The sequence below is a fragment of the Limosilactobacillus alvi genome (assembly GCF_016900115.1).
Lineage (GTDB): Bacteria > Bacillota > Bacilli > Lactobacillales > Lactobacillaceae > Limosilactobacillus > Limosilactobacillus alvi.
In genome coordinates this window covers 20,389-36,893 of sequence record NZ_JACJJQ010000017.1, presented here as the reverse complement: position 1 = coordinate 36,893, position 16,505 = coordinate 20,389, and the positions used below count along the sequence as shown (strand labels likewise).

Genomic DNA, 16,505 nt, shown 5'->3' with positions numbered 1-16,505 from the left:
CAAAAATAAATTAAGCGAATTGACTTCGCAAATGTTTTGCCTCGATCATTAAGATCAAGGACCCTACACATTTGATTCGTCGAAACTTTATTCAGTTTTCAAAGGTCTACCGTTGTTCGCTATAAGTCAGCGACTTAATAATTATATCAAACCGCTCAAGAACTTGTCAAGAACTTTTTTGAGAAGCTCTTGAATCATCACTCAGCGACAACTCTTATATATTACCAAATTGTCAACTTCTTGTCAATAAGAAGTTTTAACAATCTTGTGTTGATCACCAAACGCGTAACGTTTTATCGCGGTGACAACGATATATAACTATACCGGTCTTCCTTCATTTCGTCAACACCTTTTTCAAAAAATACCTCAAAAAATTAAAAACGTTGAGGTTGGGCAAAAAGCTCCTTGACGGCCTGGTTGGGATAAGAAGGACAAAGGTTGATTCATTAGAATCAGCCTTTCGTTCGCACTTATCCGCTAAGGCCGTGCTTTGGAGCGAACCAGCCAACTGGTTTGGCGTTTGTGAGCCCATGCAAGGCTGAATCGGTTGGTGCGACCGCCAGGGAAGCAACTGCCATTCAGCTACTGCTTTGACCTTAGTTACTGAGTAACATTCAGAGATGCAAGAAAGGCCGGGAAGAAACGCGCGTTTCTTCCCGGCCTCACTAACGTTTTTCGGCCTAGTTTAATGCTTAGCCGACCACGTTTCCGGATCTTCTCGCCAAGCATGCAAAGAAGTTTTTTCTTCGTCAGTTACTAATCCTTGTTTTAAAGCTTCCTCAATTAAGGTACTGTAATTCGTTACGGTATAGAATGGTAAATCAACAGCCGCAAAGTTTTTCGTCAAAGCTGGTAATTCGTATGAGAAGATAGCAACAACCCCAAGAACTTCTCCGCCAGCGGTTTGCACAGCCTTGACTGCATTTAATACACTGCCACCGGTTGATAAAAGATCATCAATTACAATTACCTTCTGTCCGGGCTTAAGGACTCCCTCAATTTGCCGTCCTTGACCATGATCCTTTGGCTTTGAGCGAACATAGATCAATGGCTTTTGGAGACGTTCGGCAACTAAAGTAGCGTGAGGAATCCCAGCTGTTGCGGTCCCAGCGATCACATCCACGTTTTCAATCCCAAAGTTATGCTTAATCCGGTCAATCATCCCAATATAGATATTCCGCCGAACCCAAGGATAAGAAATTGTTAAGCGATTATCGGTGTAGATCGGGGCTTTTAATCCACTTGCCCAGGTAAATGGTTCATTCGGCCGTAAAGTCACTGCATTAATGTCAAGTAAGTTTTTTGCTACAATTTCGCGTTGCCCAATCATGATTATCCCTCCAAAAATTCTTGTGCAATTACTTCATATGCATCACTAACTGATTCAGCTTGAGTAATCGGTCGCCCACAGACAATGGCATTGGCGCCTAATTGATGGGCCTGAGCCGGGGTAACTACCCGCTTTTGATCACCTTTGGCACTCCCTACCGGTCGAATCCCCGGGGTAACACAATAAAAATCAGCACGCGTTACTTGCCGAATCGCTTCAACTTCTTGGGCTGAACAAACCACCCCAGCTAGACCAACTTTATCAGCTAATTTGGCATACCGTTGGACAGTCGTTACTAACTCACCCGGGATTCCCTGTTCTTCATTCATAATCCTTTGGTTGATCGAAGTTAATTCGGTGATCGCTAAGAGGTTTGGTAATGGCAGGTTAGCGGCTTGGGCGCCAGTTTGTAAGCCGTCAAGGGCGGCTTGAAGCATTTCTTTTCCCCCAGCTGCATGGACAGTTACAAAAGATGCACCAAGCTTTCCCAAGCCTTTCATTGCTCGACCAACCGTATTGGGAATGTCATACAACTTTAAATCGACAAAGACCTTAAAGCCCCGTTGGCGAGCTAGGCTAATAATCTCAGGACCCGCGGTGTAATACAGTTCCATCCCCAACTTTACAATTGGTTTTGGCGTGGTCATTGCTAATTGGTCAAATAAGGCGACTGCCTCCTCCTTCGTTGGCACATCAATTGCGACCATTGGTGCAAAACGTTGCATTTTTCTTCCTCCGTTTCAAAAAAAGCGTTCCTCCAAAGAGGACCGCTTTTGGGTGGCAAAAAGGCCGCCCACCATTGTCACCCTCTCTGGAGCAAATTAAATAGTGGATATTAATCTTGATTATTATCGATTGAGATGTCTTCGTGACCGTCATATTCTTCAACCGCCACGTGCACCGTTTCAGCATTTGAAGTTGGGATGTTCTTACCAACAAAGTCCGGCCGGATTGGTAATTCACGGTGTCCCCGATCAACTAGCACGGCCAAAGAGATCCGCTTAGGCCGCCCCAAATCCATTAAGGCATCCAGGGCTGCTCGTACCGTCCGCCCAGTATAAAGCACATCATCAACTAAAATAACGTGTTTATCAGTAATATCAACGGCGATATCCGCGTTTTCGACCGTTGGTTCTACATGGTGATTTGGTTGATGGCGATCATCCCGATAAAGCGTAATATCGAGGGAGCCAACTGGAATCTTGACCCCTTCCAGTTGTTCCATCCGTTTAGCGAGGCGCTCAGCCAGGTAAATTCCCCGGGTCTTAATCCCAACAAAGACCAGGTCGTCTACCCCTTTGTTCTGCTCAATAATTTCGTAAGTAATCCGCGTTAACGCCCGTTTCATACTGGAACCATCAACGATTTCATGCGCCACGATCGAAACACTCCTTCCCAACACAAAAGACTTTATTTTGATCAAGTGTACCCGTCATTTCAAGGAGTGTCAAATATTTCATTGGCGCTATGGTAAAAGGTTTTTACTGAATTTGAACTTAGGACTATCCAAGGTTGGATTTTTATCTGGTACGACAGGCCGCTCAACACCTAATTACACGGTTCGAGGGTCATACTTTTATTTAGGCGTAAAATAAAACAACCCAAAACTAGTTTGGGATTACCAGAAACTAATCTTAGGTTGTTGAATTCACAGATTGATCCTCAAATTATCTAAATTTTTTGTGGTTAGTCTTCCCAAGGATCATTTACGATAATTGTTTGATCCCGGTCGGGGCCTACTGAAACAGTGGCTAATTTTGCATGGGTAAGTTCTTCTACTCGCTTTAAGAAGGCTTGGGCATTGGCTGGTAAGTCACTAATTTGCTTAGCTTGGGTGATATCTTCATCCCAACCTGGCAATTCTTCGTAAATCGGCTTAGCAGCGGCTAATTGCTTCAAACTAGCCGGATAGAAGTCAATTTGCTTACCATCGAGCTCGTACGCGGTCGCAATCTTAATCGTCTTTTGACCGGTCAAAACATCGAGGAGGTTTAAGGATAAGTAGTTAATCCCATCGACCCGGACAGCATGGCGCATAGCAACACTATCAAACCAACCAATCCGGCGGGGCCGACCAGTTACCGTCCCGTATTCGTGACCAGTTTCCCGTAACTGAGCACCAACCTCATCAAACAATTCGGTTGGGAAAGGTCCTTCCCCGACCCGGGTAGTGTAGGCCTTGCAGATCCCGACAACCGTTTGGAGCTTGTTTGGACCAACACCAGCTCCCGTAGCGGCCCCACCAGCAACTGGAGTTGAGGAAGTAACATAAGGGTAAGTTCCAGCATCGATATCCAGCATCGTCCCTTGCGCCCCTTCAAAGAGGACCCGTTCTCCCTTATCCAGAGCTTTATTAACTAAGATTGCTGTATCGGTAACGTATTGGGCAAGTTCTTGCCCGTAAGCGTAAAATTCTTCAAATAATTGGTCAAAATCAAGGGCTGGTTTGCCATAAACTTTAGTAAACAAAGCATTCTTCTCGGCTAAGTTAAGCTTCAACTTTTCGGCAAAGGTATCCTTTTCTAACAGGTCACACATCCGGATCCCAACCCGGGCAACTTTGTCAACATAAGCCGGGCCAATCCCATTCTTGGTTGTCCCAACCTTGTGGTCACCCTTTGCTGCTTCTTGATATTCATCTAACAAAACATGGTAGGGCATCACTACGTGGGCGCGGTTAGAAATCCGCAAGTTATCCGTTGCAATCCCTTCAGAATTTAGGTAATGAATTTCATCCAACAAGGACTTAGGGTTCACCACCACCCCATTACCAATTACGGCTAAGGTGTCATCCCCAAAAATTCCAGATGGCATTAAGCGTAAGCCATACTTTTTCCCGTGAAAAACAATTGAGTGGCCAGCGTTGTTGCCACCTTGTGACCGAACGACCATCGTGGCGGTCTGGCAAAGGTAGTCAGTAATCTTACCCTTTCCTTCGTCACCCCATTGGCTACCAACAACTACTACAGATGCCATGTTTTTCCACCTCATTAATGACTAAGCGAAATTCTCACTCAGTTTTCTTTCAAATACGATCTAAAATTAAAGAGTGAGAAATCTGAATTTATCCCTACCCTTACACCGCAGCATGTTACTTAGGAACGATGGTCACAATCCGGCCGTTAAGCAAGCGGTGACCGCTCATAAGCACATACTTACTTAATTATCCTACCGAATCGCCTTGGATTTTTCAACTACTTTCTCGAACGTTTTTAAAGATAGCTTTTTCAAACGTTCAATTTTAATTGGGGAAATTGACTTCAAAAGGTTTTGAAAGCCCGCTTGGATCGCGATAAAAACGAACTTTTTTAAATCGTAAGGCCTTCCAATAAAATTTTCCCTAACCCTTCACTAATTTACAATTCCCGTTTCTTCAGTGAACATTCCCCACTGATTATCGCTACCTTCACGGTTGAATTCTCGGTTTAATGGAATTTGTTGAATTTAATTTGAGGAGGAATTAACTTGGTTGCGTCACGCCGAAAATTACTTTATCAGGGATTAATTGCCTTACCAGTCCTCTTAGCGACTGCCATGGTAACCAAAAGTGGCCTTAGTACCACCCACGGCCTTACCTTTGCTCTCCTTTGGCTAATTAAAAATGCTGGGAGCCTCTGGGTAATACTTTTTCCGATCCTGATTGGACATAATCAATCCACAACGCTAAGTTATGGACAAAAAGCAACTCTAACCGGCCTAAATTTAGGTCTACTTCTGATTAACCAGGTCCTCCCTAGCTCACCAAGTGCCGAACACTTTGTGGTTGCCAATATTTTCCTAGCTTGGCTGTCAAATACCCTCCTAATCTGGTTTAAAACCCCGCTTCAAACTTGGCTTCATCAATTTTCATTTAAGCAACGGCGATGTTCCCTTTGGGGGATTAGTGGACTCTTAATTGGCTTAATATTAGTTGGTCACACCACCTGGCTAGGATTTAGTCAGGGTACCAGTTGGCTGTGGTTTAGCTTCTTATTTGCCTGGGGAGACTATCTCGCCCAGGCCAAACTCAACTGGTGGCACAACCATCGTTTTATCCTTGGCTGTTTAGTAATCCTGAGCTTTTTGGGAATGAGCTTAGTCACCTGGATGAGTCAAAATCCGGTCGCTTATAGCCCACACCAAGGTCTAGTATTGACCTTTCATTATGCCAACGCCCTCCCGATTTTTACCCCCCTTACTTTAACCACCGCTTTTTTAATCAGCGTTAATCTCCCAACTCGATTTGAGCCATCCCCAACGTTTTTAATTAGTGGGAACCTCTTATTAACCTGGCTGGCCATCCCCAACCTCCTCTTCCTCCTTCATCGCTTACCGTTTATCTTACTAGTCGTTACTTACTATCTACTCTGGGCAAACTTAAGTTGGTTAATCCTTCAGTTTGGCAATCAACTCAAGTGCCCAAAGTTCACTTTTAACTGGCTCAAGCACTTGCAACCGTGGATCATCCCAGTCCTTATTTTTGGCATTACCATTTGGGGGCTTACCATTATCTCCTTTGGTTTTCTTTGGGACTGGCGGTTACCAATGCTGCAATGGGTCGTCATTCATCAAGCCAAGTTAGTAACGATTAATTGTTTAATCGTCGTGGCCTTTGCTGGTCTCTTAATGGCTTTAACTAACCGATGGTGGTTATCAAGTGGCTTAACCATCCTCGTCTACGCGGGCTGGTTAGTAGCATCCGGACTAAAGATTACTGCCCGGCAAGAACCAATTTTGCCCACCGACTTGAGTACTTTATCCGCCCCCCAAGAAATGTTAAGCATGGTTAACCCCTTAATCCTCATCAGCGCCGGGATCATCATTATCGTGGTCCTAATTGGTCTGATTTGGCTCGAACGATACTGGGGTCCCACGCGACGATTCAACTGGTTCACCCGTATTCTTAGTCTCATCCTCGCTGGAGGCTATCTCCTGAGCTTTACCCACATCAATCATCCCAATTCCTTGAGCCATCATTACGTGGACCAAGCCGGCGACATTCCCTACTTTTACGCCCAACTCCGGGGGGCTAAAGTTAACGGAACGCTCCTGCAATTTATGAACAACGTTGACGTTACGGTCATGGACAAACAGGCTGGTTATTCCAAGCACCAGATGGAAGTAATTGAAAATCGCTATTTAATTGCGGCCCAACAACTTAACCTACATCGTTCCCATCGACACCTTGGTAAGCAACGACTCGTCTTTATCCTCAGTGAAAGTTTCGCTAATCCCCGTCGGGTCCCAGGGCTAGAAGTCCATCCCAATCCCACCCCTTATCTTGATAAGTTAAAGGCTACTACCCCAAGTGGCCTTATGCTTAGTACCGGTTACGGTGGCGGGACGGCTAACATGGAATACCAAGCCTTAACCGGCCTTTCGGTGGTTAACTTTTCCCCGACCTTACCAACACCCTACTCACAACTAGTTCCTTTCCAACACCATCCGGTCACTATTAACCAACTCTTTACTTATAGCGCCGGGATTCATCCTTTCACGGCAAACCTTTACAACCGGAAAGAAGATTACCAAAAGTTTGGTTTTAACTCCTTTTACTACTTAGGAAGTCGTTATCACTTACGTTACCACCATCATTTAGGTACTAGCCCGCGGATTGATGATTGGTCAGCCTACCAACAAATTCTTTGGCAACTTCAAAAAAAGCATGGCAACCAGTTTATCCAGGTCGCAACCATGCAAAATCACATGCCATACAATAACTATTACCATCCCAATCATTTCCAAGTGTCTGGTTCAACTGCGCAAGGGGATGATCACACCGCGATTCAAACCTACACCCAAGGAGTTAACTATACGGACCAAGCTTTGCAAAAATTCATCGGGCGACTTCAAAAGAGTTCCCAACCGACAACTGTGGTCTGGTACGGGGACCACCTTCCGGGGATTTACCACCAGGTTTCAATGCAAAGCCACGGCCTCGTAATGCACGAAACCGACTATTTCATCTACAGCAATCCAGCCGCACAACGCCTAAACCACTCTCGGGTAACGAAGACTAAGGTTGTTAGTCCAAATGAATTTCCAGCCATGGCCCTCGCTCAGATGGATATGCAAGTTACGCCTTACTACGCGCTTTTAACTAAAGTTCATGAGCAACTCCCCGCAATTACCTTGACCTTAAACCAAGTCAGTCATAGTAATCGGATCCACGAGAATACTGCTGAGTTAATTGACCAACATGGCCATCAAGTTCAGCACCTCTCAAAAGCCCAACGCCAACTTTATCACGACTATCAACTTGTCCAATACGACTTAACTGCCGGCCATCACTACCTTTTACACGACCGCTTTATTAAGACGATTCCACCGCGAGTGGGAAGGTGAAAAAGCTCCTTGACGGCCTGGTTAGGATAAGAAGGACGAAGATTGATTCATTAGAATCGACCTTTCGTTCGCACTTATCCGCTAAGGCCGTGATTTGGAGCGAACTAGCCAACTGGTTTGGCATTTGTGAGCCCATGCAAGGCGGAATCGGTTGGTGCGACCGTCAGGGAAGCAACGGCCATTCAGCTACTGCTTTGACCTTAGTTACTGAGTAACATTCGGGGATGAAAGAGGGGCTGGGAAGAAACGCACGTTTCTTCCCAGCCCCTCTTTGTTTTTTTTCACCAAAATAAAAAAGCTCCTAATTAGGCTGCCCCCCTATAGCAGGAAAGGCCTAATTAGCAAGCTTTAAAATGAATCAATCTTAATCTACGGGAGCGTCCGTTCCGGTATCGTTAACTGGCGCACCCGTGGTACCAGTGGTATCCGTTGGTGCTTGAGTTGTACCACCCATACCAGCGCCACCTCCATTGCTATAACCATTGTAATTGTAGCCACCACCGTTACCTCTCGTACGGCTACTACTTCTAGTTGTGGCACTCGTATTATTACCACTTCGTGAACTGGTGCTCCCCTGGTTACTAGAGCTAGTATTCGAAGAACTAGCCGAACTTGAAGCTTGGGAACTGCTTGTATCGCTACTTGCTTCAGAAGATGAAGATGAGGATGAAGATGAAGAAGACGATTCATCCTTCTTACCTTGTAACTTGGCGATCACCCGGTCAATTGCTTCCAGATCATTTTGGTAGCTCTTCGCTAAAGCCTTCTTGGTGTAGCTAACTGTACTTAGCTTTTTACCGTCGGCGTCTTGTAAGGTCACCTTAACTTTGCTACCGCTAACTTCGCAAACAAAGGATTGAACATCATTGGTAATGGTGTACTTGTTTCCCTTGTGCTTTAAGGTCAGCTTGTCCGCATCCTTCTTCAAATCCTTAGCCGAAATATCCCCAGTCTTCATGTAAGCCATTACCGCATATTCCGCTTTGGTGTATTGTTCCGTCATTTCACTACTAGTCGCTGAATCGGTACTTGATGAGCTACTAGTTTTCCCACAACCTACTAAGGCAATCCCGGCTAGGACGGTTGCTGATAGTAGTACTACTTTTTTCACAATTATTTCCTCCAGTTTTCAAACGAATTAATTATTTTTCGCTAAAAGAATTCACACTTATAAGGATACTACACTTCGACTAATTCACCAATTCTTACTAGGTAAAGATATTGTTTTAAAATTGGCCGGCCCGTCATTTGATGGAGTGCATCGGCATATAAATGCACCTGTCCTTGATAACGATCCTTGATTCCCTGAATTCCTTTTGACTTTAATTCATCCGTTTTGTAATCAAAAATAATAATTCCATCCGGGGTGGTTAAATAACCATCGATAATCCCGTGAATTAAAAGTTCCCCATCTTCGGGATGTAAATTAGTAAAAAGATTATGCCCATTTAACAACATCGAAAATGGCTTTTCCCGTTCAACGGCTGTTGGGTTTGCTAAGATCTGTTGTCCTAACTCGGTTTGATAAAAATTAACAATGCCATCTACATTAACATTTTCAGCAATTTGGGCACTTTCGATTAACCCACTTGTTACCAAATGTTTGATTAAGGTGGTGACCATGCCTTTAGTCACCTCACCCTTTGTCAGATCTAGTTGTTGGAAAACTAAGTGGGTTGCCGTCCCCACTAAGGTTGGACTCGGAGTGGTTGGTCCGGCACTGATAAAGTCTGGCTGACCAAACTCGCCCCGCAAATAACGACCTTCTTCTTTAGCAACCTGCTGGTTAAAGGTTACATGGCCCATCTTGGCCTCGTCCGGATCTTGGTTAGCAAAGACTTCCTTTACTGCCGAAACCGATTGATAGGCCGTCGTCCGGGTTGCCGTCTCATACGGATATACCATCGTCATCGTCTGATTAATAAAGTTCCGTTCTTCCCGGCTTAACGACGTCTTTTTCGTTGTTAAAGCTTGATCACTTCGCACAGCTTTAAGCGCATTTAATTCGGCTTCAACTTGATTAGCGGTATAGATTTTAAATTGTAATTTAGCTTTGGTTTTCAACCCTGGTAAAGTTGGCCATGCTTCATCACTATTAAATTGAGCTGGTGAAAGTAGTCCTGTCCGACAAAGGGTCATGCCTAACCAATCGAGCATCGAATGCGCTTTTAGCCGCACATTAGTCCCTAAAACAAGCTTTGGATCATTAGCTGCCGCTTTCCAATTTGTAATCAACTTTTCCGGATCCTGCTTAATTCCGGCCGTAATAATCAATCGTTGTTCCGCCCGGGTTAAAGCAACATACAGTAGCCGCATTTCTTCGGCTCGTTCCTGTTTAGTCAAGGATTGGAGAACCACCTCCCGTTGGGGAAGATCAAAGCGGTACCGGATCACCGGATCGCCTTGATAGGGCTCGCTAAATCGTAAACCGATCATCTCATCATGGGGATTAACAATGATGGGGGCGCTTTGGTTTTGGTGGTTAAACTGGTGGCTACTATTAACCAAGAAGACCACCGGGAACTGGAGCCCTTTACTCCCATGAATCGTCATAACGTTAACCGCATCCCCAACCACTTCAACCGGCGCTTGAGCAAGATCATCATTGCGTCGTTGCAAGCGTTCGATAAAATTAATGAATTGGTATAATCCCCGAAAGTTCCCTTGCTCATACTCATTTGCTCGTTGGTAAAAGGCGTGGAGGTTAGCTTGACGCTGACTACCACCAGGCATCGCCGCAACATAGTCTAAGTGGTCGGTCGTTTGGTAAATTTGCCATATTAAGTCAGCCAAAGCTTGTTGTTCCGCAACTTGCTGAAAATGGCCTAATTGCTTTAAAAAAGTAATTACTTTCCCAGCAAAGGTAGTAAAGTCAGTTGGCTTAGGACCAACTTCGGTTGGAGCTTCCATTTCCCAAGCTTTCCATTCCGCCTGTAACTTTGTTTTTTGCTCTGTTTCTACCAACATTCCCTTTACCTTGATCAAAGCTGCATAGAAATCATCATGCCGGTGATGGATCCGGATAAAGGCTAATTCTCGTTCCGTAAATCCATACATTGGCGAGCGTAAAACCGTTACTAATGGAATATCTTGGGCGGGATTATCAATGATCTTTAGTAAAGCCAGGACAGTTTGAACTTCAATAGCCTTGAAATAATTTTTAACATCATGGACAACGACCGGGATTTCCAACCGGGCAAATTGTTCCACAATTTGGTTATTCAAAGTTTTTGTCCGGGCTAAGATCGCAATATCTTGCGGTTGAATTGGCCGCATTTGATCCGTCTTTTGGTCATAAATTAATTCCTGACGGTCAAGCATCTGCCGAATTCGCATGCCAATTAACCAAACTTCCCCAGCATCGGCATCGTTAACTTGACGTTCCACGTAGTGTTCAACCGCCGGATCGGGGACTTCGTCTTTTTCCGTAGCATTGTACAATAACATTTCTGTCGCTGGTCGCGGTTCATCAGCAGCCTCGTAACGTTTAGCAGCGTACTTTAATTGGGCATCGTCATCATAGGCCATTTCGCCTAAGTTTTCGTCCATTAATTGTGTAAAGACCAAATTGACAAAGCTGGTCACACTTTCCATGGAACGGAAGTTTTCAGCCAATACAATTGCCTCGTTATCAGTAGCTGGTCCCGAATACTCCCGATAACGGTCTAAAAATAGGGTTGGGTCCGCCTGCCGGAAACGGTAAATTGATTGCTTAACATCCCCTACCATAAAGAGATGATTGAACTTTGGATCATGAAGTTGCTTAACCAACTCATCTTGAATGCCATTCGTATCTTGGTATTCATCAACCATAATTTCCCGATAGTGATGCCGAAGTTGGCCTTGAGCTTGCCGTCCTTCGGTTGAATCAGTTGTTAAAATCTGGTAAGTATAGTGTTCCAAGTCATTGAAATCAAGGAGGTGCTGCGCTTGCTTAACCCCTTGATACCGTTGCCGGAATTCTTGGGTAACAGCAACTAGTTGCTCTAAGTAAGTGGCGGCGATTTGGATTCTCTTTTCCATCACTGCCTCACTAGCAAGCAAGTACTTTGGCAAGCTAGCCTTAAATTGGTCCTTGAGAGCATCCCGTTGGGCTTTCAAATCATCAGCTAAGGCTTTATCAGCTTCGTCTAAGCCCTTAGTTCCCCAGGTTTTAAATTTTGGATTTTGCACTAGTTCGACCGCCGCATCCCAATTCCCCTGTTCTAATTGGTCAGCAATTGCTTCTACTTGATCACTATCTGCTTGAACCGCAATCAAAGCCCTTTCAAAGCCCGGATCATTTGGAATCGTATCAATTAAATCAGCTAAGGCGTGACGAAGTTGGTCTAGCTCCTGGAAGATCGCCTTTAAAACGTAAGCTTGAAAGAATGGACTTTCCATTAATGCGCCCGGCCGAACTTGATAAGCTACCATTAGTTGTTTGAGCCAGTCATTGGGATGGGCTTGGGCATTTGCAATCTCGTCTAAGCGAATTACAACATCAGCCAGACCTTCTCCCACATTACTCTTGGGATCCTGAAAAGCTTCTTTGAGCCGTTTAAATTCACCGTTCTTGGCCAGATATTCTTCTTGTAAATCATTCCAAACTTGATCCCGGAGAAGGTTTTCTTCAGTATCATCAGTAAGGAGACGATACTTGGGATCCAGACCGATAACATAATAATATTGCTTAATTACTTGCTCACAAAAAGCATGAATCGTACTAATATTTGCTAAAGGAAGACGACTTAACTGCTTTCTTAAAGTCGCATTATTTTCTGCCAATAAGCTACTACGAATCCGATCGCGCATATTTTTAGCCGCTTCCTTAGTAAAGGTAACCAATAAAAATTGGTCGATATTAAGGTCCGGATGCGTTTTTAGGAGCTGGATGACCCGCCTAACAAGCACTGCAGTTTTCCCAGACCCAGCTGAAGCTGAAACTAAAATGTCTTTTCCTTGGTCGGTAATCACCTGTTTTTGTTTGGGAGTCGGATTAAAACCTGCCATAATCTATCCTTTCTTGTTATTTTTCATCGCTGATTTTTGATCTGCGTGCATTTGATTTAAGACATCCTTTTCCGTTAACGTGATATCTTTAAATTTATCCTGGTCCAGCACGTTATCAAAGGCAAAAATTGGTAAGAAGTCACTATTCTTTAAACCATTTTGCTCACCAAGCCGAAAAGGTGCCAAGGTTGTTATCCCAGCAAAAATATCGGTGGCAGCTTGCGTAATTAACTCTGTGTTCTTAGTTAACAACCAATCCAGTTCGGCCGGCGTTAAAATGGCGGAACCTGCATTGGCCTTGTAACTTGTGGTCTTCTTGATATACCGGGCATGTAAAAGTTTTCCTGACTTTTCTTGGTCTAACCCCTGGTCAAGTTGCTTTAGTAAGTTAATATCAGCGAGCACTAACCCATTGTACAAGTGGTTATCTAACTGAATTTCAGTTAATGACTTCTTAAAGTCTTCGGGTTTTAAGATTTGGTTAGCTAAATGGAGGTAAAAAGCACCACCAATTTGATCACGTTTAAGATCTTGTTTTACGGCTGCCAAGTAGGTTAATAATTGCAAATCTAAACCAGTCGTTGCCCGTACTAAATCAAATTTCCGATCACTTGATTTATAATCAATCACCATTTGATAAAGTTGATCTGCCGTTTGAACTTGATCTAGCCGGTCAATCCGCCCCCGAATTTCAACTTGGTGGCGTTGATCAGCCAGGCGCTGAGTGATTGGTCGGAAAGTCGCGTTGGCGCCACTCCCAAAGCTCTGTTCCGTATATTTTGGTCGCGCATGACTGACCTGAGCTTGCAGATAGACAACCCGGATCATCGCTTCAGCTAGTTGCTTCAGATGATCAAACTGGTAGGCAAACCGGAGTTGACCATCCTCCAATTCAGTTAATAAAGTTTGCGCTTGGGCAGCCTGAGTTAAAGCCTGGTTAGTATAAGTCGTCAATTCAGACGGCGTTAGCGTTGCTAGTTTCGTCCCCGTTGAGTGGACAAAAGCATCCATTACATTGTGATAGAAGGTTCCAGAGTCAGCGGGCGTAATTTCAAATTCTTCTCGCCGCTTCAAGTCTAAGCCATATTTCAAGAAATATTCATATGGATTTTGATAGTAAGTCTGTAATTGAGAAACCGATGCCTTTAACGTTGAGTGGCATTTAAGGTCATCAAGGGGTGGTAATGGTTGCCCGGCTTTTTCCATTTCTGTCCGTTCAACAATCGTTTCTCGATCCAATTTTCCATATAATTGTTCCGCCAACGCCGGGGTTAGTGGCTGGGGATCATTTTGATACTGATACTTATTTAGGGTAACTTGACGACCATTTTTTTGAGCGTTGATAATCCGCGCAACTAATTTCCATGTGTCGTTGGCGCTTAAATTTTGACCGTTATCTTGGGTAACCCGCCGCGCCCGGATAAAACTTGAACGGGTTGCTGGAATAGCTGAAATAAATGGCTTAATTTCCGCAAAGCTAGCTAGTGGTTGGGGGGTCCCCGGGAGATTATCAATCGGACGGTTAAAGTAAGCACTTAAGCCCGTCAGATACGGAGAAAGTCCAGCTGGCTGGTCTTCACTACTTTGCAGTGGCGCAACCAAATATAACTGTTCCCTCCCCGTCATCATCGCTAAATAATTAACAAAAGGTTCGTTGGTTACTTTTTCCATCCCCGAAACCGGCAGATATTGATAGTCCTTGAGTCCACTAGCAAGCCGCCGCCGATCATCTTCCGTTAACAGTCCCGTTTCAACTTGCATAGCAGGCATGACATCATCAGTTGCCCCAATAATAAAGACAATTTTTCGGTGCTCAGTCTGGGTGATTCCACTTTCAGATACTAAAACTTGATCTAAGGTTGATGGAATTTGCGAATAAGTTGCCGTTTGAAAACCGACTAACAAAAGATCTCGAAAAGCTGTTAAATTAAAGTTCGTTTGATCCCCCATCGTTAGAACATACTCATCTAAAAGCTGGCAGAATGAATTCCACACCTGTTCTGATTCTTGGGAAAGGGTCAAATTACCAGCGTCAGTCGCCGCCCTTTGCCACTTTGCTAATTGACCAGGTACATCTTGGTTGACTAAAAATTCAAACAGAAGGCTGGCTGCTTCCCGGCCACTCTTTGCTTGCCGTAAGGCTTCAATAAAGGGAACGATTTGCCGTTTTACATAGCGCCGTACCCGGTTTAACTGAGCGCTTTTCTTTTGTTCTTGTTGGTCACGGTAACTATCTTCTCCGGTAGCCTGATATCCTGGCGTGTATTGAAAATCCTTATTACCGAGCCAAGCATATCCCGTTTTGCCGTACTTTAGTGCCCAATTTTCTGTTAGGTATAAATCTTGCCGAAATTGAAAGGCGGTCAGCGGTTGTCCATCAACCTGCTCTTTCGGAATTAACAAGCCAGTTTTGAAGATCTGCATCAAGTCAGCCAACTGAAATTGTTTCCAAAGAAGTTGGAAAAGCCCCATTACTAAGGTCACCAAGGGATGATTCTTCATCGTCCGGTCATTATCATTAAAAAATGGTACTTGATGCGCCGTGAAAGTCGGTTCAAGCATCGTTTCATAAGCATCTAATCGCCGGGTAAGGATCAGAAAATCCCGGTAACGATAGCCTTGATGGGTTACTAGCTGACGAATTTTGGCCGCCACAAAATTTAATTCAGCTAACCGCGTTGGCACCGTATTAAAGTGGATGTTTTCTCCCTTAGTTTTGGCTTCTTGCGGCGTCACGAACTGGCTGTTAGCTGCTAGCCATTGTTCTACGTCCTTAAAGGCTGGTGCCACCCGCGGCACATGTGCATAGGTTGTCGATTGCAATTCAACCCCTGGGGTATTTAAAGCAAAATTAGCTAGCCGATGGTAGATTAATCCTGGCTGGTAAAACAAATCATGTTCATCTGGTAAGGTTGAACCTTGGTAAGGACGATCTAAAACCAGACTAACCGTGGTCGTTGCCCCGTTTTTAATCATCGCTTCAACAATTTGTTCTTCCTTAGCTAAAAATTGGGCGTTGTAACGATCAAGGTAAAAATGGCAATCCTTAAAATCACCCTGATTTAGCTTTTCAATCAGTAAATCATAAATTGCTGGCGTTTCTAACTGTCCCCCCAAGGCTGCTGTGAATTTAGCATAAACCTTGAATAAAACGGCTAACTTATCATTGTAAGCTGCATCAACTTGGTGGTGACTTTTTGCCCAGGCGACACTTCTCGTTTTAATCTCTTCGTAGTCTTCTGGAGCAATATTGGCATTCCGGAGCTCAACTAACTGCTTCGTTAAATCTTGGATAAAGCCAGGGTGGTGAGCTTCCTTAGCGAATAATTTTAATTCTGCTGATGGCATATCACGAATAACAGCGGCCGTTAACATCGTTAAACCCGTTGGTGAAATTCGTGGGGCATTAAATTCCGGCTGATCGCGCAATAAAAACCATGCTAACCGGCTAAAAGACAGGACCTGAACCTGACTCTGAGCATAAATTGGTCCCGTCTGCTTAGCTTTCAATTGACTTAAAACGTCAATTTCCGTTGAAAATTTAATATGATTTGGCACTAGATAGAAAAAACGATCTTGGGGGTGCTCGGCCAATTGAGTTGCTAATTGATCAACCATTGCTGCTTGATGATCAACCGTAGCAGTCCCCAAGATAAAGTTCAAACTCGATTTCACCATTGATCTTACCTTCCCATCCTCAGCAATTAAATAACCTTATTTTATCATATTAAAACTTTGTGAAAACAATTATCATTTTTAACATCTCCAAGGTCGGTTTATATTAATTCCTTGCAAAGATAGGCAATCTATGTTTTAATTGGTTTGTTACTTAGTGAACATACTCTGAGTACTCACGGAA

General features: G+C 44.1%; 8 protein-coding genes. 1 reads left to right on the top strand and 7 read right to left on the bottom strand.

Features of this window, described 5'->3' with window-relative positions; all coding sequences use genetic code 11:
• Positions 1-685: 685 nt before the first annotated feature.
• The 4 genes from pyrE to H5993_RS04800 form a co-directional block, all read right to left on the bottom strand.
• Positions 686-1,330, bottom strand: coding sequence for an orotate phosphoribosyltransferase (gene pyrE / locus H5993_RS04815; protein ID WP_180871168.1), 645 nt, complete (start codon positions 1,328-1,330; stop codon positions 686-688).
• A gap of 2 nt (positions 1,331-1,332) precedes the next feature.
• The gene (gene pyrF / locus H5993_RS04810; protein WP_204776450.1) at positions 1,333-2,055 is read right to left on the bottom strand and encodes an orotidine-5'-phosphate decarboxylase; all 723 of its coding nucleotides are present in this window, start codon (positions 2,053-2,055) and stop codon (positions 1,333-1,335) included.
• Positions 2,056-2,165: 110 nt separating this feature from the next.
• Positions 2,166-2,708 (bottom strand): bifunctional pyr operon transcriptional regulator/uracil phosphoribosyltransferase PyrR, encoded by a 543-nt coding sequence (pyrR, locus tag H5993_RS04805; RefSeq protein ID WP_180871164.1) that lies wholly within the window; start codon positions 2,706-2,708, stop codon positions 2,166-2,168.
• Between the two features lie 308 nt (positions 2,709-3,016).
• Positions 3,017-4,306 carry an adenylosuccinate synthase gene (locus H5993_RS04800; RefSeq protein WP_204776449.1) on the bottom strand — a complete coding sequence of 430 codons (1,290 nt, stop codon included), beginning with the start codon at positions 4,304-4,306 and terminating at the stop codon, positions 3,017-3,019.
• A gap of 489 nt (positions 4,307-4,795) precedes the next feature.
• On the opposite strand from H5993_RS04800, the gene H5993_RS04795 reads away from it, so the two are divergent.
• Positions 4,796-7,654, top strand: a complete 2,859-nt coding sequence (locus H5993_RS04795) for an LTA synthase family protein (protein ID WP_204776448.1) — start codon at positions 4,796-4,798, stop codon at positions 7,652-7,654.
• 364 nt (positions 7,655-8,018) lie between these two features.
• Here H5993_RS04795 and H5993_RS04790 read toward each other — a convergent pair whose 3' ends face one another.
• The 3 genes from H5993_RS04790 to H5993_RS04780 all read right to left on the bottom strand — a co-directional run bounded on the left by H5993_RS04790 (position 8,019) and on the right by H5993_RS04780 (position 16,324).
• The gene (locus tag H5993_RS04790; RefSeq protein ID WP_204776447.1) at positions 8,019-8,765 is read right to left on the bottom strand and encodes a hypothetical protein; all 747 of its coding nucleotides are present in this window, start codon (positions 8,763-8,765) and stop codon (positions 8,019-8,021) included.
• 68 nt (positions 8,766-8,833) lie between these two features.
• Entirely contained in the window at positions 8,834-12,646 is a 3,813-nt protein-coding gene (gene addA, locus H5993_RS04785; RefSeq protein ID WP_204776446.1) for a helicase-exonuclease AddAB subunit AddA, read from the bottom strand.
• 3 nt (positions 12,647-12,649) lie between these two features.
• On the bottom strand, positions 12,650-16,324 hold the full coding sequence (locus H5993_RS04780) for a PD-(D/E)XK nuclease family protein (protein WP_204776445.1): 3,675 nt from the start codon (positions 16,322-16,324) through the stop codon (positions 12,650-12,652).
• Positions 16,325-16,505 lie beyond the last annotated feature (181 nt).

Bases quoted from the DNA above. Each gene is read 5' to 3' on its own strand.
- pyrE (WP_180871168.1), bottom strand. From the start codon at position 1,330: ATGATTGGGCAACGCGAAATTGTAGCAAAAAACTTACTTGACATTAAT.
- pyrF (WP_204776450.1), bottom strand. From the start codon at position 2,055: ATGCAACGTTTTGCACCAATGGTCGCAATTGATGTGCCAACGAAGGAG.
- H5993_RS04800 (WP_204776449.1), bottom strand. From the start codon at position 4,306: ATGGCATCTGTAGTAGTTGTTGGTAGCCAATGGGGTGACGAAGGAAAG.
- addA (WP_204776446.1), bottom strand. From the start codon at position 12,646: ATGGCAGGTTTTAATCCGACTCCCAAACAAAAACAGGTGATTACCGAC.
- H5993_RS04780 (WP_204776445.1), bottom strand. From the start codon at position 16,324: ATGGTGAAATCGAGTTTGAACTTTATCTTGGGGACTGCTACGGTTGAT.